We start from the raw sequence: 18,674 nt of genomic DNA on the forward strand, positions 1-18,674 counted from the left end.
CCGGTTCAGTCCTCGCGTTCGGCTTCCCGGTTCCACGCGGCGCTGAGCACCGCCGCGGTTTCGGTGATCTCACCGGTGGTGTGGGTCGCGGTGATCACCAGCGTCAGCGCCGTGCCACCGCGGCAGTCGCGGCGCAGGAACGCGTCGATCCCGGCCGCGGCCAGCCGGTCGAGCAGGCGTTTGCCACGCGGGGCGGCGACCGGCGGAGTGGCCTGCACCGGGAACAGTCCGCCGGACAGCGGAAGGCCCTGCTCCCCGCAGGCGCGCCGGAACAACCGGATGCGCGTGGCCAGCCGTTCCCGCAGCGCGTTGCCCTCCACCCGGTTCAACCGCAGCGCGTGCGCCGCCGCCGCGATGTCCACAGTGGACGGCGGGCTGGCGTGCATGGCGCTGCCGCCGTGCTTGCGGATCTTCTCGGTCAGCACGGCGGGCCCGGAGATCGCGGCGATCGGCGCGCCGAACGCCTTGGCCAGCGAGGACACCAGCACCACCGGCCCCTTGGCACCGGCCAGCCGCAGCGAGCCACCACCCCCGTCGCCGAACGGGTGCCCCGGCCCCGGCCGCTCGCCGAACAGGCCGAGCGACTGGGTGTCGTCGAGCAGCAGCAGGCCGTTCTTGGCCGGCAGCCTGCTGGCCGTGGTGGCCAGCGGGAACGGCTTGCCGCAGCCACCGCACACCCCGTCGGCGACCACCAGCGGCCGCAGCCCGCGCGCGTGCAGCCGGTCGAGCGCGGCGGCCAGCGAACCGAGGTCGTGGTGCGGGATCCGCAGCACCGGGCGGCCCATCCCGGCCGCCCGGCGGACCGCCCAGCGCGCGATCGGATAGGCGGCCACGTCCAGCACGATCCCGGTCTGCTCCCCGGCGAGCACCTCCAGGCAGTCGGCGAAGGCGTGCAGGGTCGAGCGCGCGAGCAGCACCGCCTCGGTGCCCTGCAGCTCGGCCAGCGCCTTCGCCACCCCGTCGGCGACCGGGGGCAGCCCGAGCGCGGCAGGCCGCCCGGTGGTCAGCGCCGACCAGCCGGGCAGCTCCGTGCTCGCGTGCCGCATGCCCAGGTAGAGCGAGGACGTGAAATCGGCCCGTCGCCGGTTCACCTGGCCGGCAGCGATTGCTCACCGAAAAGCCTCATACCGCACGATAACCCGGCCACGGGGGAATTTCCCGCCTCCGCGAGTGGAAAGCCCCGCGTACCGGCCAGCGGAAGGCTCAGGACGAGACGACCGCCTTGGTCAGCTCGGTGATCCGGTTCGCCGACTCGCGGAACGGCGTGTCCTTCGCCTGCAGCGTCAGCACGACGACGATCTTCTCGTCGTTGCCGCCGACCGTGCCGCTGGTGTGCATCAGCGGACTGGTCAGGTCTACGTCCGAAGTGGACGGTCCTTCCGGGGAGGTACCGCCGCGCCCGCCCGCGCATTCCTCACCGGACGGCGGCGCCTCGCCCCAGGCCGACCAGCCCTGCTTGACCGCCCACGGATCGGTCACCGCGCTGGGAATTCCCCATGACTGGTCCCACACGTCGGAGCATTTGGTCGACGCGCGCAGGTGGCCCATGATGAACTCGCGGTGCCCGGCGTCCGCACTGTCCAAAATGTACTCGTACGTCCTGGCGATGTCCGCCGCGCTGGTCGAGGTGAAGCCCCACATGCCGGGATCGGCCGGGGGAGCGGTGTCGGTCAGCCCGAGCTTGGCGACCATCCGGTCGACCACCGCGCCGGAACCGCCACGCACCCACAGCTCGCTGGCCGGATCGTTGGCGCTGCTGCGGAGCATCGGCTGCATCAGGGCCGCGTCGGCGGGCGGGATCGGGTTCCCGGCGCCGAGGGTCTCCAGGTAGTCCAGTGCGATCAGCACCTTGACCACCGAAGCCGAGCGGAATCGCACGTGTTCGTCCTGCGCGACCTTCTTGCCGGAAGCGCGGTCGATGGTCAGGTAGGCGGCGGTCATGCCCGGTGGCAGGTCGATCGCCGCGGCGGCGGGCGGCGCGAAGAGGGCTGCGGCCATGGTGGCCGCGGCCAAGGCCGGAGCCAGTTTGCGAAAACTGATCACGATGTACACCCCAGTTCTGGTCACTTTGTAACGCGGGACCGTACTCCGGGGGTTTCGCGGCTCGCAGCCCTCTTCAAGCCTGACTGAATCAGTGGTGGTGCGCAGTGTCCGCCGACTCGATCGGGGCACCCCGCAGCGGGATCTGCTCGGCCAGCGCCGGATCGATCTCCTCGGCCGAGCCGTCACCGGCGCCCTTCGCGATGGCCAGCATGGCGGCCAGTGCGGAGCGGATCTGCGCCTGTTCGTGGTCGGAACCCATGTCGCTCAGCTCGATCAGCACGCTGCCGGCGCCGAGCAGGCCGTAGCCGTTGCGCGCGATGCCCTGGTAGTCGCCGCCGGGGTACTGGGAAACGTTGCCGCCGTTGGCGTCCATCGCGCGCTGCGCCAGCACGGTGAGCTGCTTGGCGTGGTCGACCGCGGCCGGCTTGACGTCCGGATGGGTCGGCCACATCGCGGACGCGGTGATCTCGCGGCCGTCGTCACCGCGATAGCGGCCCTGCATGTGGTAATCCACCACGATGGACGGCTTGAACGCCGCCGCGTGCCGTTGGATCAGGCCCGCCTCGGTGGCCGGGTTGTCCTTCGGGGCCACCGCCGGGTCGTGGTAGCGGTTGATGTCGTAGCCCTTGCCCTTCTCGCCGTATTCGGGGTCGGCGTCGGGGGCGTAGTTGAAGCGCCAGTCGCGCTCGTGCCCGTCCGGGTTCGCGCGGACCACGATGTCCACGGTGACCTGGGAGCGGAGCTTGCGCTGCCAGCCGTGGTCGCCGGTGCCGACCTGGCGCAGGAACTCCAGCGCGGCGGGCGTGCCGAGCGGCTCGTCGCCGTGCTGCTGGGTGACGTAGAGAATGCGCACCGGGCCGGTGCCGACCTTGGCGTGCCAGACCGGACGGCCTTCGTTGGACTTGCCGATCTTGCCGACCTGCACCCGGCCGTGGCTCAGCCAGGTCAGCTTCTGCAGTTCCCAGGCCAGTTTCGCGGTGCTGGGCCGGGGGTCGACCTCACGCTGCCCAGTGGCCTGGGCGGCTGGCGCGGCGATCGTGGTGGTGAGCACGAGAGCGGCGAGTACGCCGATGATCCGCTTCATGGCAGCCGAGTCTGCCAGCGCGGATGCCGGGCCGGAACCGCCGTTGATCGCGATCAGTGCCGAGGCGACGACTCCGGGTTGTGGACTATGCCACTCCTGTTGTAAGGTGGCCTAGTCCACTGATCAACCGGGGAAAGTCAGGAGAGGGGGTAGGGGTAGAGCAGCTTCCACACCTCGGCGGGGAACACCGATTCGTCGAACCGGATGGCGTAACCCTCGGCGTCGAAGAGGATCAGGTGCTGTTCGAGCACGGCCGACGGGTTCGGCAGGCTCAGCCGCTTCTGCTCCGCCGCCGTGGCGAGCCGGGCGGACACCTGGTCGCGGCCGTAGGAGGGCTTGCGCCCGGTCTGGGCCGTCACGTAGTCGTCGATCGACGCCGGTGACTTGTTGGGATCGAGCAGTTGTGGGGCCTGCTCGGCGAGTTCTTTGGTGAACCACGAGGTGCGCAGCTCGGACGGGGTGCCGTTCTCGTCGTTGACCAACACCTGCCGCCGCACCGCGGGCACGTCGGCATGCTGGCCGAACGCGTCGGCGACGTGCGAAGGTACCGAGGTTTCCTCCGTCAGCAGCACTTCGAGCGAGCCACCGCCGCCGAAGCTGACGTCGATCGTGCGCGGCTGCGCGAACCGGCGCCCGTGCCCGCCGGGAAGATCGGCGCGCACATACGTGCCCGAGCCATGCCGGCTTTCGACGTAGCCTTGATGTCGCAACAGGCGCAGCGCGTCCGCGGCCGTCGGCCTGGCGACGTTCCAGTCCTTTTCGAGGCGGCGCTCCGACGGCACGCTGTCCCCAGGCTTCAGCTCGCCAGTGATGATCTGCCGGCGGATGCTGTTCGCGATCTGGTGGTATTTCGGAGTTCCGTCAGTGTTGTCCGGCATGCACGTCCCGGTTCAGCGTGGTGTCAGCACACACGTAAGTGGCACAGTTGTTCGGACTTTAGCAGCGAACTTTCCACTTGCGGTGCTTCCGCGCCGGAGGTTCACGCGTTTTCTGACGCCAGCACTACTCCCAATGGATGACTTGACCCCGGAGGACTGGAACGCTGAGTGCGTCCTCCGGGGTGGCCGATCAGCCTTCGAGCGGGTAGGTGTGCGGGAAGTTGATCGTGCAGACCAGTGCGTCCCGCCGGGCTGTACCGATTACGGGCGGAATGATCGGCGTGGTGCCGTGCCGGAAGCGGCTGTCCTCGAAGACGAGCAGCTCGCCGGGCCGCAGCGTTTCCTGGAGCACCACCTCGTCCGACTCGACGTCGAACAGCAGCGTTTCCGCGCCGCTGCCCACTTTGTCCACCACGTAGACGAAGATGAACTCCTCCTCGTCCTGATGTGGCCGGGTGACCACGTCGGTGTGCGTGCGGAACAGGTTGACGCCGAAGGTGCCGCGCGGCTGGCGCCGGTTTTCGGGCACCAGGGAGATCGCCGCGTGGATCCAGCGGGCGAAGTCCGGGCTGTCGAGCAGCGGGACCTGCTCGAATTCCCGGCGCTCCGAACTCCAGTCGCCGCGTTTGTCGATGGCGACGCAGTTGTGTTCGCGCAGCTGGAGTTCTTCGCCCTGCCAGTCGTAGCGGACCACGTCGCGCGCCCGCTCGCGGTCGGCCGGGATGTCGCCGGGGTAGTTCCGCAGCACTCCACCGCGGAAATAGTCGCGGTGGATGTTCTCCCGGACGGAACCGGGCAGGCCGAGTTCGCGATCGGTGAGGATCACATAACCCTCACGACTGAGGGTTTTCCGAGCCAGCTCGACGGTTTCCCGGTCGAGTCTCGGGAGCAGACCAGAAGTCATGGTGTTTTCCAGGATGAGTCGGGTGCCCGGCCGGAAGGCTAGGAGAACAGTTCCTCCTGCGCCGAGCGGATCAGCGCGCGCGTTTCTTCCGGTGGCAGTGAGTGGTTGTAGAGGTCTTCGTAGTACCGGCGGTACTGGCCGACCTGTTCGGTGGTTTCGATGTAGCGGAAACCGGCGTGGGTTTCGACGTTGACCACGTCGCGATCCATCGCGTCGCTGTACTCGAAGTACGCGTACATGCAGGAACTGCTGAAAAGCGGCGGGGACGAGAACGGGAAGATCCGGAACTCGATGTTCGGCGCGGTGGAACGTTCGACCAGGTGGTCCAGTTGGTCGCGCATGATTTCCTTGGTGCCGACCAGCTGGCGGATGCTCGCCTCGTGCGCGATCGCGATGAGCTTGAGCGGTGGCTGGTTCTCACGTGAGGTCAGCGCGGACTGCCGGAGCAGGCGCACCTTGAGCAGTTCCTCGATGTCGTGGTCGGACCACCAGGGTTCCGCCGAGCGGTAGAACGCCCGGATGTAGTCGGGGGTCTGCAACAGCACGGGCAGCACGGGAATGGTGTAGACCCGCGCCACCGAGGCCTCGGTCTCGTAGGCGATGTGCGAGTCGAGGCCGCTGGGCAGGGTTTGCGAGTAGTCGGCCCACCAGCCCTGCTTGCCGGCGTTGCGCGCCCAGCGCATGAGCTTGTCGGCCAGTTCGGTGCCTTCGATGCCGTAGAGCCGGATCAGGTCCCTGACATCCCGCGACTGCGGACTGCCCTGGGCGTTTTCCAGCCGTGACAGCTTCGAGGTGGAGATCAGCAACTCCGAGGCGACCTCTTCGAGCGTGCGCCCGGCTTCCTCGCGCAGTCGGCGCAGGTGCTCGGCGATGCGCCGCCGCGGGATGACCGGACCTTGGATCGATGCCATGGGACCTCGTAGGGGAGTACCGCCGGTGACTATCTCGCTGAGGGATGTACCTCGTGGGAATCCCAGAGCGGGAGCGTACACCAAGGTGGCTGAGTCTGATCGAAGCGGACTAAGGCGCGTCTGAAGCGCCGGTACTGGGCTGACCGAGTGAACAGGGCCCGATGGGTTGCGCTCAGCGGGAGCTTCGTTACGGGATCGACGTTTTGGGAATTGCACAGTGGGCATGCGATGCGGGATGCTTACCGTGTCGATCCCACCACTCCGGCGTCAGCGCACCGTTCGCGGTGGCGCCGCCCAGCGGAGAGGACTGATCATGCTCGTCGCACTCCGGTTAGGGTCCCTGGTTCGCGCCGCGGCGGTTCTCGTACTGCTCGTCGGCATCCTCGTTTTGTTGTTGTTCTGGCCCCAGGCCGCGGAACCGGCCTCCGGCGATCCCGCGCCGAGCGGTCCGGTCAGCGAGCAGGCTCTCGGCGGACTGCCGAGCATCGCCTTCTCGCTCAGTGGCACCGCGGCGCTGAACGTCCGCGACTGCCCCGAACCGTCCTGCGCGAAGGTCGGCCTGGTGACGGCCGGCGACCGGTTCACCGCGCACTGCTGGGTTTCCGGTACCGCGGTGGACGGGGACAACCTCTGGCTGCGCGGCACCTTCGACGGCCGGGCGGGTTTCGCCTCGGCGCACTTCCTCGACGGTCCGGGATTCACCGCCACCACCGACCTGGTGCCCGGGTGCGTCACCCCGGCCGAACTGCCCGAAACCCTTGCCGCCGGCTGAGTCCGACGGGCTCGCGGACGCCCGCGGGCCCGTCACCAGCGGTGATGTAACGGAGGGTCATCAACCACGGAGTGTCAGCCCGATAAGGTGGATCTGTTCGGTTGAGGCAGCGTCACAGCGTTCGGCCTAGTAGGTTGGTCCGACTTTGTGAAAAAAGCACCCACCGGACCCTGATTTCCGGTAAAAAGACGGTCTCTGCGCGTCTTCTACCTCGAGGGGTCTCCGCGTGAAACACGAAGTGACGGTCGCGCAGCTGTTGGAACGCGAGGGCTGGGATTCCAGACGCCGCCCCAAGTCGCGTTCGCGGCTGCAGCTGTTCTCCGTGATGGCCGCCGTGGTGATCGGCTGTGGCATCGCCGCGTTGCTGGTCCGTGTGGTCCACGCGCCGTCGCCGGAGCACCGCGCCGAAACCATCGTCGAGGACGTCGGCATCGTCCAGCCGCCGGCGCGCACACCCAGCGGGGTGGCGGGCCCGGAGGCCACGGTGGCTTCCGACGAGCCGAAGCTGGTGCCGGGCGGGGGTGCCTGGTACGAGGAGGAAGAGACCACCACCCGCGATCGGGAAACCACCACCACGCCGACCACGGCCTCGAAGAAGCCGACCACCACCACGACGAACCAGCCGTCGAACCCCGGTGGCGGCACCGATCCGACGACCACCACCACGTCGAAGAAGCCGACGACGACCACGACGAAGTGCGTCATCTGGCCGCTGATCTGCTGAGGTTCAGCCGATCAGCGCGCTCAGATTGGTGATCGAGCGCCGCAGCTCGCCGCGCACCGCCCGGCCGATGGCCATGCCGACCGGGCCGAACACGGGTTTCCCGCGCACGTCCGCGTCGATGCGGACCTCCGAACCCGAGTCCACCGGCCGGATCCCCAGTGCCAGCGCGATGCGCACCCCGCCGACGCCGTCCCCGGAGATGGACATCGCGCTCGGCTCGTCGTAGCTCTCCACGCGCCAGGTGATCCGGTTGCGGAAGCCCTTCACCGACACCACCGAGGTGAACGTGGTGCCGTGGGTGATCTCCGGCGGGATCGGGCTGCGCCAGGCTTCGTGCAGCACCAGCCATTCGTCGAACCTGGTCAGGTCGGCCGCCACCGACCAGGTCTGTTCCGGCGTCGAATCGATTCGAGCCGACACGCTCACCTTGGCCACCGGCGCAGGTTACCCGCCGCGGTGATTACTGTGTGCGCCTGTCGACCGATGGAAGGAGAGTCTGTGATGCGCACCCGTTCACTCGGCACCACCGGCCCCGAGATCCCCGTGCTGGGACTGGGCTGCATGGGCATGTCGGACCTCTACGGCCCGGCGGTCGCCGACGACGGGATCGCCACCATCCACGCCGCGCTCGACGCCGGGCTCACCCTGCTCGACACCGGTGACTTCTACGGCGCCGGGCACAACGAACTGCTCATCGAGCGCGCCCTGCGCGGCCGCCGGGAGAAGGCCGTGATCAGCGTGAAGTTCGGCGCGCTGCGCGGCCCGGCCGGTGACTGGCTGGGTTTCGACGGCCGTCCGGAAGCGGTGAAGAACGCGCTGGCGTACTCGCTGGGCAGGCTGGGCGTCGACCACATCGATATCTACCGCCCGGCGCGCCTCGACCCGGCGGTGCCGATCGAGGAGACCGTCGGGGCCATCGCGGAGATGATCGAAGCCGGGTACGTCAAGCACATCGGACTGTCCGAAGTGGGTGCCGAGACCATTCGCCGCGCGGCCGCCGTGCACCCGATCGCCGACCTCCAGATCGAGTATTCCCTGCTCTCACGCGACATCGAACGTGAAATCCTGCCGACCTGCGTCGAACTCGGCATCGGCCTGACCGCGTACGGCGTGCTTTCGCGCGGGCTGCTCTCCGGTCACTGGACCCAGGAGCGCGACCTGCCCGCCGACGACTTCCGCGCGATTAGCCCGCGCTTCCAGGGCGAGAACCTGCGTCGCAACCTCGAACTGGCCGACGCGCTGCGCGGGGTCGCCGAAGCCAAGGGCGCCACCCCGGCGGCCGTGGCCATCGCGTGGGTGCTCACCCGCGGCGAGCACGTCGTACCGCTGGTCGGCGCGCGCAAGCCGGAGCGGCTGGCCGAGGCGCTGGCCGCGGTCGACCTCGAACTGACCGACGAGGACCTCGCCGCGATCGAGGCCGCGGTGCCCGCCGGTGCCGCCGCCGGACCGCGTTACCCGGAGCCGCTCATGGAGCACCTCGACTCAGAGCACTGAGCTGCCGGTCGTGCGGGCGCCGGAGCAGCAGCTGGGCCGCGACGGCGCCGCACAGGCAGAGGAACATGTCCCACTGGGTGTCCCAGATGTCGCCCTGGGTGCCGAGGAAGTCTTCGGCGCCGGCGCCGAGCACCACGGCCGAGCCCCATTCGACGAACTCGAAGCAGGCGGCGAAGGCGAGGCAAACGCTTGCGGTGAGCAGGAAGGTCCAGCCGCCCCGGCGCAGCGGGGTCAGCCGCAGCAGCAGTTCGCGCACCAGGATGGCGGGCACGAAGCCCTGCACGACGTGCGCGAAGCGGTCGTAGTGGTTGCGCGAGGTGCCCCAGGTTTCCTGGACCCAGTTGCCGAGCGGGGTTTCGGCGTAGGTGTAGTGGCCGCCGTAGCAGAGCACCAGCGCGTGGAAGACCAGCAGCCAGAGCAGCAGCCGGGTCGGCGGGAAGCGCTTGCGGAAGACCAGCAGCAGCGCCACCCCGATGAAGATCCACACCACTTCGAGCAGCCAGGTCAGCACGCTCTTCGCGCCGATGCCGGACCACAGCAGCGCGGCCGCCACCACGGCCAGCAGGAAAACCACCTCGGCGCGCCGGATCATTGCGTGGCCAGCACCATGAACAGCCGGGTGTTGATCCTCTCCATCACCTCGTGCGGCACCGTGCCGAGCCGGTCGCCGAGCAGCGACTTCGGCAGGTGGTCGAGCCGGGTGTAGGCGACCCGCGAGCCGTCGGCCAGCGCGACGTCCATCGGCTCCGGCACCGAGGTGATCTCCATGGTGATCACGTACGGCACGTCCGGCAGATCGTTGAACATGTTGCCCGAGTAAACGAGCACCCGGCGGCCGGAGTCACCGGCGACCCGCCGGATCTCGCCCCTACGCGGCGGAGGAGTCACGGCCGCCCTGCACCTCGCGCCGACGGCGGTACTCGGCGACCTGCCGCTCGGCGGCTTCGGGACGGCTCGCCCACCAGTCGTTGGTGTCCTGGCACAGCTGGCGGAAGTTCTCGCGCTCGAGCGCGGCGATGATCCACGAGTGCACCGAGACGCCCGCCGCGTCCGCGCGCGCCTTGATCTGCGCGTGCGTGTCGTCGGGCAGGTTGAGGCCAAGGCGCTTCGACATCGCGCCATGCTACGACGCCGGTTCGCGGCGCCGGTGGACGGCATGGCCGGACGGCGTGGCGGACCGTGTGGTGGGCGGTGCGGTGGAAGAAAATCGGTGGACGACCGGCCGACAATCGGCACTGTGACTGGAAACCAGCTGCTCAACTGGTCGGTGGATCGCGTCGCGCCCACCGAGCCAGACGCGCTGCGCGCGCTGTTCCGCTACTACGACGAGATCGGCAGCAGGTACTACGGGCGGCCACTGGAACCGGGCGAGGTCGAGCAGATCATGACCGACTTCCCCAGCGACGACCTGACCCCGCCGACCGGCACGTTCCTGCTCGCGCGCCTGGACGGAGAAGTGGCCGGGTGCGTCGGGGTCCGGGTGTACTCGCCGGAGATCGCCGAGCTGACCAGGATGTTCGTCGACGGCGCCCACCGCGGCTCCGGTGGCGCCGGCGTGCTGTTGCGCGCGGCCGAGGACGCGGCGCGCGAGTTCGGCGCGAAGTCCATGTGGCTCAACACCCGCGACGACCTGGTCGAGGCCAGGGCGCTGTACGCCAGGCACGGCTACCGGCCGATTCCGCCCTACGGCGACGATCCGTACGCCGAGCACTGGTTCGGCAAGGAGCTTTGACTCACCCGGTGGTGTGACGCCCGGCCGATTCCCGGTTAGATGGTGGGACTGATGGGGTTGCCGGGACTGCTGGGGGATGCGCGGAAATGATGGGGCGGACGCACGCGCTCACCGGCTGGTGCGCGGGGCTGGGACTGGCGCCGGTGGTCGGCGCGGGCACGGTGCACCAGGCGGTCGCGTTCGCCGCCACCACCGCGGGGTTCGCCCTGCTGCCCGACCTCGACCATCCCGGTGCGCGGGCTTCGAAGCTGCTCGGGCCGATCACCGGCGGGCTGTCGTGGCTGCTGCGCCGGGCGTCGGCCGGGCTCTACAAGGTGACCAAGGGGCCCAAGGACGAGCGGCGGACCGGCACGCACCGGCACCTTTCGCACACCGTGCTGTTCGCCGCCGCGCTCGGCCTGCTCACCGCGTGGGGCACCGAAGCAGGCGGGCACTGGGCGGTCGCCGGGGTGGTGATCTTCGGCCTGCTGCTGGCCGAGGACGCGCTGGGCGACTGGGTGCTGCCGGTGGCCGGGGTGGCGATCGTCTGGTGGATCTTCAGCGTGGGGCCGGACGCGTTCGCGGAGCTGGAACAGATATCGGGCTGGCTGGGCATCGCGGTCGCGGCCGGCTGTTTCACGCACTGCCTGGGCGACTCGCTGACCGAGTCCGGTTGCCCGTTCCTGTTCCCGCTGCTGATCAAGGGCGAGACCTGGTACGAGATCCGGCCGCCGCGCAAACTGCGGTTCCGCACCGGCAAGAACGTGGAGAACCGGCTGGTGTTCCCGGTGTTCCTGGTGCTGGCCGTGCTGCTGGTGCCCGGTGTCTGGGATTTCCTGGTCGACAACTTCACCCGGCTGACGAGTCCCGCCGAGGTGCAAGCGGTCCCGTGACCAGCGGCTCCGACCACCGGAAGGTCGGGCTGTCGGCCAGTTCCGGGAAGGCCACCGCCATCCCGCGCGCCGGCGACATCGACCACAGGGTGAACTTGGGCGAGAACGCGTGTGCCGCCCACTCGTCTGTCCACTGTGGAACGTAGCGGAGGTAGAGGCGGCGCAGCCGGTCGTGGTCGGTTGGCTCGATCCGCGCTGGTCCGGTGGCGCGCAGCTGCCGCACGTCGTCGGGCGGATCGAAGGTCGACACCAGCACGGCGACCTCGCGCCCGGCGCGTGCCGCGGCGAGGAACGGGCTCGGCTGGTCGTTCGGCGTGTTGAACCAGAACCGGCCGTCCTCGGCGAGGAACCACATGGTCGCCAGCGCCGGCCCACCGGCACGGCCGGTGGTGGCGACGCTGGCCGGGCGCAGTCGTTCGGCGAGGAACGCGGGCAGGTCGAAGCTCGGGCCGTCCATGACGAACATCATCCCGCGCCTGGTACATCCGCATCTGACCCGGCGGCGCGGCCCGCTGGCAGACTGGCCGGAGTGACCCATGCCCTGGCCCCGCTGGAGCCGGTCCGCCTATTCTGGCGGCCACTCGGGCGATCATGGGTGATTCAGCTGAACGATCAGCAGCGGTCGAGCCGGATGATCCGGCTCGCGACACTGGGCGTGGTGCTCTACGGCACCGTCGCCCCGGTGCTGACGATCTACCGCGTCGCCACCGTGCCGATCGACACCGTGCGTGTGCTGCCAGCGCTCATCTTCACCATCTGCTATCTGCCACCGCACATCCGCAACGTGCTCTACGCCGCGCGCGGTGAGCGGCCACCGCGATCACTGTGGACGGTCGGCGTGATGATGGCGCTGATCATCAGTGCCATCCCGGTGGCGGGCATCGACTGGCTCGGCGCGCTCTACGCGCTCGCGGCCTCGGCGCTGCTGGTCATCCCGCCGCCGCTGTCCTTCTTCACCTTCGCCGGGGTGGCGGCCGCGCTGGTGCCGCTCGCCTCGGTCTCCGGGCACCTGGAGTGGGCGATCTCGCTGGTGCTCGACGCGTTGTTCCTCGCGCTGTCACTGGCCCTGCTGACCTGGGTGATCGCGACCGCGCGGCAACTGCACGACGCCCGCCTCGAACTGGCCGACCAGGCCGCCGTGCGCGAGCGGATCCGGATCGATCGGGACGTCCGCCGCACGGTCGGCGTCGAACTCGAGGGCATCGTCGAGCAGGGCACCCGCGCCGCCGCGCTGACCGGTGACCCGGATGCCGCCGACGCCGAACTGCGGGCGCTGGCCCTGCGGTCGAGAGCCACCCTGACCGCGGTGCGCCGCCGGATCGCGCGGGGGCTGAGCGCCTCGGACGGCGACTGGTGAACCCCTTCTGGACCACCCGGCGGACCGGGTTGTTCCTGGTCGTGGTCAACCTGCCGATCGCGGTCGCGCCACCGGTGTTCACCATCGTCGGCACGCCGACCACCCCGCCGACGGTGTACCCGGCGGTGATCCCGATCGTGCTCGGGCTGCTGCTGGCCGCGTTGCAGCTGCGGCACAGCATGGCCGCGGCCCGCGGGGAACGCCCGGCGGGCTGGCCGTGGACGCTGGCCGCGATGGCGGTGCTGGCGTACCTCCCGTTCGTCTGGTTCGGCAGTCCGTGGCTGGACGCGCAGGTGCTGCTGGCCGCATCGGCGCTGATGGTGGTGCCGCGGCGCTGCGCGGTGCCCGTGGCCGCGGTACCGCTGGTGGTCACCGCGGTCTCGTCGGCGCTGCAGGCGGGCCCGGAGGACGACGTGCTCCAGCTCGTTTACGTGGTGCTTTCCGGAATCCTCCTTTCGATCATCGCCGTGGCGCTCTACGGCGCGGCACGACTGGTCCGGCTGGTCGACGAACTGCGGGCCGCTCGCACCGAGCTGGGCGAGCTGGCGGCCGAGCGGGAACGGCTGCGCCTTTCCCGCGACCTGCACGATCTGCTGGGGCAGAGCCTGTTCGCGGTGTCGCTCAAGGGAGATCTGGCGATCCGCCTGCTGCGGCGGGAGCCGGGCAAGGCGAAGGCGGAGATCGAGAGCCTGGTGGAGGTCGCGCAGGAAGCCCTGCGCGGGGTGCGGGCGGTGACGCGGGACGAGCACGTGGCGTCGTTGCCGAAGGAGACCGACGGAGCAGCGGCCCTGCTCGCGGCGGCCGGTATCGACGTGCGGATCGAGCTGGATCTGCCGCCGCCGCACGAACTGCCCGACCGGGTGCACGCCACCCTCGCCTGGGCCCTGCGCGAGGGGGTCACGAATATCCTTCGGCACAGCCAGGCCAGCAATTGCGCGATAACCGGGCGGACGCGGGACGGCCGGTACGCGCTGGAGATCGTCAACGACGGGGCGGGGGACGAGTTCGGCGACGGCAGCGGGCTGGCCGGTTTGTCGGACCGGGTGGCCGCGCTGTCCGGTTCGGCGGTGGCCGAGCACACCGGCGACGGCCGGTTCCGGTTGTCGGTAGAGATTCCGCAGGAGGCAACGTGATCCGGGTCCTGATCGCCGAGGACATGCACATGATCCGCGGTGCGCTGACCGCGCTGCTGACCATGGAGGACGGCGTGGAGGTGGTGGCCGAGCTGGACCGCGGTGACGAGATCGTGCCGGCGGCGCTGCGGACCCGGCCGGACGTGGCGGTGCTGGACATCGGCCTGCCGGGGCTCGACGGGCTCAGTGCCGCGGAGGCGTTGCACGAGCATCTGCCGGATTGCCGGACGCTGGTGCTGACCGGGATGAACCAGCCGGGTCACCTGCTGCGGGCGTTGTCCGCGCACGTCCGGGGGTTCATCGTGAAGAACGCCCCGGCCGAGACACTGGCCGACGGTGTCCGGCGGGTCGCGGCGGGGGAGCGGGTGATCGACCCGGAACTGCTGGCGATGGCGCTGGAAACCGGTTCGAGCCCGCTGACCCCGCGTGAAACCGACGTGCTGCGCGCCGCCGACAGCGGCATCGCCACCGGCGAAATAGCCCGGCGGCTGTCGTTGTCCCCGGCGACCGTGCGGAACTACCTGTCCAACGCGATCGGCAAGGTCGGCGCGCGCAACCGGATCGACGCCATCAGAATCGCCAGGGACGCGGGCTGGTTGTAGTCGCGTTCGGGAGAAAACCAGGTGTGGCAAGGGAATTCCTCATTTCCTTGGCTGCGGTGATTTCCACGGGAGCGCCGGAGCCCCGGCCTGGGCCGACTCGGCGCTGGGAGGACATCGTGGTTCTGGACGGGAAATCGATCGTCGTCACGGGGCGGCGGATCGGTCATCTTCACGCTTCGGCGTTCGGGATCGCCGGCGACCCGGACATGGCCGCGTACGGGGCCATGAAGGGCGGTCCGCTCGCTCGCTGCTGCTGAAACCGCTACTGAAATCAACCATAGCCGCCCGGCCGACTGTCCCCAGGAGTTGTCCACAGGTGGGCCCAACTGTGGACAACTCGACCGGATTTCCCGGGCTCGTCGGCGCCGCGGGATAGGGTGGCCGGGCAGCGCGGGCAGTGGGGAGAATGCTTCCGCGCAGTCGGTACTAGGTAGAGGCGGTTCAGGGTTTTGGCTACTTCCAGTGGCACGGTCAGCATCGAGCGCAAGATCGCCGAGGAGCTCGGCGTGGCGGAGCGGCAGGTCACCGCCGCGGTGGGGCTGCTCGACGGCGGCTCGACGGTGCCGTTCATCGCGCGGTACCGCAAAGAGGTCACCGGCATGCTGGACGACACCCAGCTCCGCACCCTCGAGGACCGCCTCCGCTACCTCCGCGAACTCGAGGACCGCCGCACCGCGGTGCTCGACTCGATCCGCTCGCAGGGCAAGCTCGACGAGGCGCTCGAGGCGCAGATCCTCGCCGCCGACTCGAAGGCGCGCCTGGAGGACATCTACCTCCCGTACAAGCCCAAGCGCCGCACCAAGGCGCAGATCGCGCGCGAAGCCGGGCTCGAGCCGCTGGCCGACGGCCTGCTCGGCAACCCGGAGACCGATCCGCAGGCCGCGGCGACCGCCTTCGTCGACGCGGACAAGGGCGTCGCCGACGCGCAGGCCGCGCTGGACGGGGCCCGCGCGATCCTGGTCGAGCGCTTCGCCGAGGACGCGGACCTGCTCGGCGAGCTGCGCGAGAAGATGTGGACCGGCGGCCGCCTCAGCTCGAAGGTGCGCCAGGGCAAGGAGGAAGAGGGCGCCAAGTTCGCCGACTACTTCGACTTCTCCGAGCCGTACACCAAGCTCCCCTCGCACCGCATCCTGGCCATGTTCCGCGGTGAGAAGGAAGAGATCCTCGACCTCACCATGCAGCCGGACGACAACCCGGAGGGCGAGGTCATCACCGGGCCCGGCGAGTTCGAGGTGCGGATCGCGCAGCGCTTCGGCGTCGCGGACAAGGGCCGCGCGGCCGACTCCTGGCTGCTCGGCTGCGTCCGCTGGGCGTGGCGCACCAAGATCCTCCTGCACCTTGGCATCGACCTGCGGATGCGGCTGCGCCAGTCGGCCGAGGACGACGCCGTGGCCGTGTTCGCCGCCAACCTGCGCGACCTGCTGCTCGCCGCGCCGGCCGGCAGCCGCGCCACGATGGGGCTCGACCCCGGTTTCCGCACCGGGGTGAAGGTGGCCGTGGTCGACGCGACCGGCAAGGTCGTCGCCTACGACACCATCTACCCGCACCAGCCGGCCAACCGCTGGGACGAGGCGCTGGCCAAGCTCGCCAAGCTGGCGCACGAGCACAAGGTCGAGCTGATCGCCATCGGCAACGGCACCGCCTCGCGGGAGACCGACAAGCTGGCCGGCGACCTGATCAAGAAGTTCGCCGATCTCAAGCTCACCAAGGTGATGGTCTCCGAGGCGGGCGCCTCGGTGTACTCCGCGTCGGCCTTCGCCGCGCAGGAGCTGCCGTCGCTGGACGTGTCCATCCGCGGCGCGGTCTCCATCGCCCGCCGCCTGCAGGACCCGCTGGCCGAGCTGGTCAAGATCGACCCGAAGTCCATCGGGGTCGGGCAGTACCAGCACGACCTGTCCGAGATCTCGCTGTCCCGCTCGCTCGACGCGGTGGTCGAGGACTGCGTGAACGGCGTCGGCGTGGACGTCAACACCGCGTCCGCGCCGCTGCTCACGCGGGTGTCCGGCATCGGCTCGAGCCTCGCCGACAGCATCGTCGCGCACCGCGACCAGCACGGGCCCTTCCGCTCGCGCACCGCGCTCAAGGAGGTGCCGCGCCTGGGCCCGAAGGCCTTCGAGCAGTGCGCCGGCTTCCTCCGCATCCCCGGCGGTGACGACCCGCTCGACAGCTCCGCGGTGCACCCCGAGGCCTATCCGGTGGTCCGCCGCATCCTGTCGGCCACCGGCAAGGAACTGCCCTCGCTGATCGGCAACTCGCCGGTGCTCAAGAAGCTCGACCCGCACAAGTTCGTCGACGACACCTTCGGCCTGCCGACGGTCACCGACATCCTGGCCGAGCTGGACAAGCCCGGCCGCGACCCGCGCCCCGCGTTCAAGACGGCCACCTTCGCCGACGGGGTGGACAAGCTGTCCGACCTCAAGCCGGGCATGACGCTGGAAGGCGTGGTCACCAACGTCGCGGCGTTCGGCGCCTTCATCGACGTCGGCGTGCACCAGGACGGGCTCGCGCACGTGTCGGCGCTGTCGAAGAACTTCGTCAAGGACCCGCGTGAGGTGGTCAAGCCGGGCGACATCGTGCGGGTGAAGGTGCTCGACGTGGACGTGCCACGCAAGCGCATCTCGCTCACCCTGCGCCTGGACGACGAGATCACCCCCGGCGGGCGTCCCGAACGCGGCTCGAACGAACGCCGCCAGCAGCAGCCGCGGCGCCAGCAGGGCGGCGGCGGTGGTGGTGGCGGTGGCCAGCGACGTGGCAACAACGACCGCGGCGGCGGCAACAGCGGTGGTGGCGGCGCGCTGGCCGACGCGCTCAAGCGCGCCGGTTACCGCTAGCCCGACGCATGCTCAGGCCCCGCGCTTCGTGTGCGCGGGGCCTGAGCACTGCCGGTACTTCGCGGGGATGCGCCGGGCCGGTGAGCCCGGCGCGCCCGATCAGGCCGGGGGCTTCAGCGCGACGATCTCCGCGCTCAGGTCACCGCCCGGGGTGCGGTAGGTGATCGTGTCGCCGCTCTTGCGGCCGACCAGCGCCCGGCCGAGCGGGCTGTCGCTGGTCAGGGCGGAGGCGTCCGGCGCGGTGGCCTCGTCGGCGAAGTCGACCACTCGCATGGTCTCCTCGTCACCGTCGGCGAAGCGCAGGGTCACCTCGGTGCCGCCCGGCAGCAGGCCTTCCTTGCTCGCCGACGTCTGGCTCTTGCCGTGCGTCAGCAGGTCGGTCACTTCCCGGATGCGCCGGTCGATGAACGCCGTGGTCTCCGCGCGCTCGATCACGTCCGCCTGGTCGGCGCTGTCACCGATCGGGTCCTCGTCCCGGAAGTTGGGCGCGTTCACCGCGCGCTGTTCACGCAGGCGCGCGAGTTCCGCCTCCAGACGCTCCCTGGCGGCGGGGCTCAGTTGTGTACCGCCCTGTTCACTTCCGGTACTGGGCATGCGGGCCTCCGTCACTTCTCTGGTCTGTCGAGAACCAGTCTCCCTGTCCGGAGCCGCGCTCACCACCGTAAAACGGGTCACGCCAGGCAGTCGCGGACCGTGGCCAGCACCGGTCCGTCCAAAGAGGTCAGTTCGGCCAGTTGCTCCGGCCGGGTGAGCAAACCGCCCAGTACCAGGTCCGCGAAGCAGGCTCCGACCTGCTCAGCGCTGTCCGGGCCGGCCGGGTCGAACCAGGTCCACGCCCACTGCGCGGAGCCGAACATCAACAGGCTCCGGAGACGGAAATCACCCTCGCGGAACTCACCCGTGTCCTGGCCGGCGGTCAACACCGACCGCACCAGGGTCAGGTACTCCTCGCGGAGCCGGACCCCCTCGGCCATCGACTCGTGTTCGGCCAGCCGGGCGATCTCGCGCTGGAAGGCGACCGTGGCCGCCCGGTCGTGCACCTGGTAGAGCATGAACGCGAACAGCAGTCCGGCCAGCCGCTCGGGCGGAGTGCCCAGCCGGTCGACGATCCGCCGGGCCTCGGCAAGGCGCCGTTGCATGTACGACTCGTGCAGCGCGGCGAGCAGGCGGTCCTTCGTGCCGAAGTGGTGCACGATGGTGCCCTTGGAAATGCCCAGCTCACCGGCGATGTCACCGAAGTTGGTGCCGTCGTAGCCGCGTTCGGCGACGCTGCGGGTGAAGGCGGCCAGGATGGCCGGTGACTTGCCAGCGACCGGCCATCCCGGGGTGCTCATCCC

The 18,674-nt window shown here is 69.9% G+C and carries 23 protein-coding genes; 10 read left to right on the plus strand and 13 right to left on the minus strand.

Annotated features, from left to right (window positions below; genetic code table 11):
• Positions 1-5: 5 nt before the first annotated feature.
• The 6 genes from YIM_RS01545 to YIM_RS01570 all read right to left on the minus strand — a co-directional run bounded on the left by YIM_RS01545 (position 6) and on the right by YIM_RS01570 (position 5,820).
• Positions 6-1,091: an aminotransferase class I/II-fold pyridoxal phosphate-dependent enzyme gene (locus YIM_RS01545; RefSeq protein WP_153028632.1), complete on the minus strand. Its 1,086-nt coding sequence runs from the start codon at positions 1,089-1,091 to the stop codon at positions 6-8.
• 112 nt (positions 1,092-1,203) lie between these two features.
• Positions 1,204-2,043, minus strand: coding sequence for a hypothetical protein (locus YIM_RS01550; RefSeq protein ID WP_228004494.1), 840 nt, complete (start codon positions 2,041-2,043; stop codon positions 1,204-1,206).
• Positions 2,044-2,131: 88 nt separating this feature from the next.
• A complete protein-coding gene (locus YIM_RS01555; protein ID WP_194240009.1) occupies positions 2,132-3,127 on the minus strand; it encodes a M14 family zinc carboxypeptidase in 996 nt (331 codons plus the stop codon).
• 137 nt (positions 3,128-3,264) lie between these two features.
• Positions 3,265-4,005, minus strand: coding sequence for a GntR family transcriptional regulator (locus YIM_RS01560; protein WP_153028633.1), 741 nt, complete (start codon positions 4,003-4,005; stop codon positions 3,265-3,267).
• A 190-nt stretch (positions 4,006-4,195) separates the two neighbouring features.
• A complete protein-coding gene (locus YIM_RS01565; protein WP_153028634.1) occupies positions 4,196-4,909 on the minus strand; it encodes a 2OG-Fe dioxygenase family protein in 714 nt (237 codons plus the stop codon).
• Between the two features lie 38 nt (positions 4,910-4,947).
• A complete protein-coding gene (locus YIM_RS01570; protein ID WP_153028635.1) occupies positions 4,948-5,820 on the minus strand; it encodes a helix-turn-helix transcriptional regulator in 873 nt (290 codons plus the stop codon).
• Positions 5,821-6,133: 313 nt separating this feature from the next.
• Between YIM_RS01570 and YIM_RS01575 the strand changes: the two genes are divergently transcribed.
• Together YIM_RS01575 and YIM_RS01580 are read left to right on the plus strand one after the other, a co-directional pair.
• A complete protein-coding gene (locus tag YIM_RS01575) occupies positions 6,134-6,592 on the plus strand; it encodes an SH3 domain-containing protein (RefSeq protein ID WP_153028636.1) in 459 nt (152 codons plus the stop codon).
• A gap of 226 nt (positions 6,593-6,818) precedes the next feature.
• The gene (locus YIM_RS01580) at positions 6,819-7,316 is read left to right on the plus strand and encodes a hypothetical protein (protein ID WP_153028637.1); all 498 of its coding nucleotides are present in this window, start codon (positions 6,819-6,821) and stop codon (positions 7,314-7,316) included.
• Positions 7,317-7,319: 3 nt separating this feature from the next.
• On the opposite strand, the gene YIM_RS01585 is transcribed toward YIM_RS01580, so the two are convergent.
• Positions 7,320-7,751 carry an SRPBCC family protein gene (locus YIM_RS01585; protein ID WP_153028638.1) on the minus strand — a complete coding sequence of 144 codons (432 nt, stop codon included), beginning with the start codon at positions 7,749-7,751 and terminating at the stop codon, positions 7,320-7,322.
• Between the two features lie 66 nt (positions 7,752-7,817).
• Between YIM_RS01585 and YIM_RS01590 the strand changes: the two genes are divergently transcribed.
• Positions 7,818-8,810: an aldo/keto reductase gene (locus YIM_RS01590; RefSeq protein ID WP_153028639.1), complete on the plus strand. Its 993-nt coding sequence runs from the start codon at positions 7,818-7,820 to the stop codon at positions 8,808-8,810.
• On the opposite strand, the gene YIM_RS01595 is transcribed toward YIM_RS01590, so the two are convergent.
• Genes YIM_RS01595 through YIM_RS01605 form a run of 3 tightly spaced genes read right to left on the minus strand, consistent with a single transcriptional unit; the run spans position 8,782 to position 9,924 of the window.
• Positions 8,782-9,402, minus strand: coding sequence for a DUF2238 domain-containing protein (locus tag YIM_RS01595; RefSeq protein WP_153028640.1), 621 nt, complete (start codon positions 9,400-9,402; stop codon positions 8,782-8,784). The genes YIM_RS01590 and YIM_RS01595 overlap by 29 nt on opposite strands.
• Positions 9,399-9,698, minus strand: a complete 300-nt coding sequence (locus YIM_RS01600) for a type II toxin-antitoxin system PemK/MazF family toxin (protein WP_228004495.1) — start codon at positions 9,696-9,698, stop codon at positions 9,399-9,401. The genes YIM_RS01595 and YIM_RS01600 overlap by 4 nt, the downstream gene beginning before the upstream one ends.
• Positions 9,679-9,924 (minus strand): hypothetical protein, encoded by a 246-nt coding sequence (locus tag YIM_RS01605; RefSeq protein WP_153028641.1) that lies wholly within the window; start codon positions 9,922-9,924, stop codon positions 9,679-9,681. The genes YIM_RS01600 and YIM_RS01605 overlap by 20 nt, the downstream gene beginning before the upstream one ends.
• 123 nt (positions 9,925-10,047) lie before the next feature.
• Here YIM_RS01605 and YIM_RS01610 point away from each other — a divergent pair, with 123 nt between their 5' ends.
• On the plus strand, positions 10,048-10,542 hold the full coding sequence (locus YIM_RS01610; protein ID WP_228004496.1) for a GNAT family N-acetyltransferase: 495 nt from the start codon (positions 10,048-10,050) through the stop codon (positions 10,540-10,542).
• Between the two features lie 86 nt (positions 10,543-10,628).
• The gene (locus YIM_RS01615; protein WP_194240010.1) at positions 10,629-11,414 is read left to right on the plus strand and encodes a metal-dependent hydrolase; all 786 of its coding nucleotides are present in this window, start codon (positions 10,629-10,631) and stop codon (positions 11,412-11,414) included.
• Here YIM_RS01615 and YIM_RS01620 read toward each other — a convergent pair.
• Positions 11,371-11,871, minus strand: a complete 501-nt coding sequence (locus YIM_RS01620; RefSeq protein ID WP_153028642.1) for a pyridoxamine 5'-phosphate oxidase family protein — start codon at positions 11,869-11,871, stop codon at positions 11,371-11,373. The two genes, YIM_RS01615 and YIM_RS01620, sit on opposite strands and share 44 nt — an antisense overlap.
• Before the next feature lie 138 nt (positions 11,872-12,009).
• Between YIM_RS01620 and YIM_RS01625 the strand changes: the two genes are divergently transcribed.
• From YIM_RS01625 to YIM_RS01645, 5 genes are all read left to right on the plus strand, one after another.
• The gene (locus YIM_RS01625) at positions 12,010-12,771 is read left to right on the plus strand and encodes a hypothetical protein (protein WP_153028643.1); all 762 of its coding nucleotides are present in this window, start codon (positions 12,010-12,012) and stop codon (positions 12,769-12,771) included.
• Positions 12,768-13,904: a sensor histidine kinase gene (locus YIM_RS01630; RefSeq protein WP_153028644.1), complete on the plus strand. Its 1,137-nt coding sequence runs from the start codon at positions 12,768-12,770 to the stop codon at positions 13,902-13,904. The genes YIM_RS01625 and YIM_RS01630 overlap by 4 nt, the downstream gene beginning before the upstream one ends.
• The gene (locus YIM_RS01635; RefSeq protein ID WP_153028645.1) at positions 13,901-14,506 is read left to right on the plus strand and encodes a response regulator transcription factor; all 606 of its coding nucleotides are present in this window, start codon (positions 13,901-13,903) and stop codon (positions 14,504-14,506) included. Before YIM_RS01630 ends, YIM_RS01635 begins: the two co-directional genes overlap by 4 nt.
• A 116-nt stretch (positions 14,507-14,622) precedes the next feature.
• On the plus strand, positions 14,623-14,763 hold the full coding sequence (locus YIM_RS01640; protein WP_153028646.1) for a hypothetical protein: 141 nt from the start codon (positions 14,623-14,625) through the stop codon (positions 14,761-14,763).
• A gap of 192 nt (positions 14,764-14,955) precedes the next feature.
• Positions 14,956-17,337 (plus strand): Tex family protein, encoded by a 2,382-nt coding sequence (locus tag YIM_RS01645; protein ID WP_153028647.1) that lies wholly within the window; start codon positions 14,956-14,958, stop codon positions 17,335-17,337.
• A gap of 99 nt (positions 17,338-17,436) precedes the next feature.
• Here YIM_RS01645 and YIM_RS01650 read toward each other — a convergent pair whose 3' ends face one another.
• Complete coding sequence (locus YIM_RS01650; RefSeq protein ID WP_153028648.1) at positions 17,437-17,931, minus strand: GreA/GreB family elongation factor; 495 nt, start codon at positions 17,929-17,931, stop codon at positions 17,437-17,439.
• 77 nt (positions 17,932-18,008) lie between these two features.
• A complete protein-coding gene (locus tag YIM_RS01655) occupies positions 18,009-18,671 on the minus strand; it encodes a TetR/AcrR family transcriptional regulator (protein ID WP_153028649.1) in 663 nt (220 codons plus the stop codon).
• Positions 18,672-18,674: the final 3 nt, after the last annotated feature.

Origin of the sequence: Amycolatopsis sp. YIM 10 (assembly GCF_009429145.1) — a bacterium.
GTDB lineage: Bacteria > Actinomycetota > Actinomycetes > Mycobacteriales > Pseudonocardiaceae > Amycolatopsis.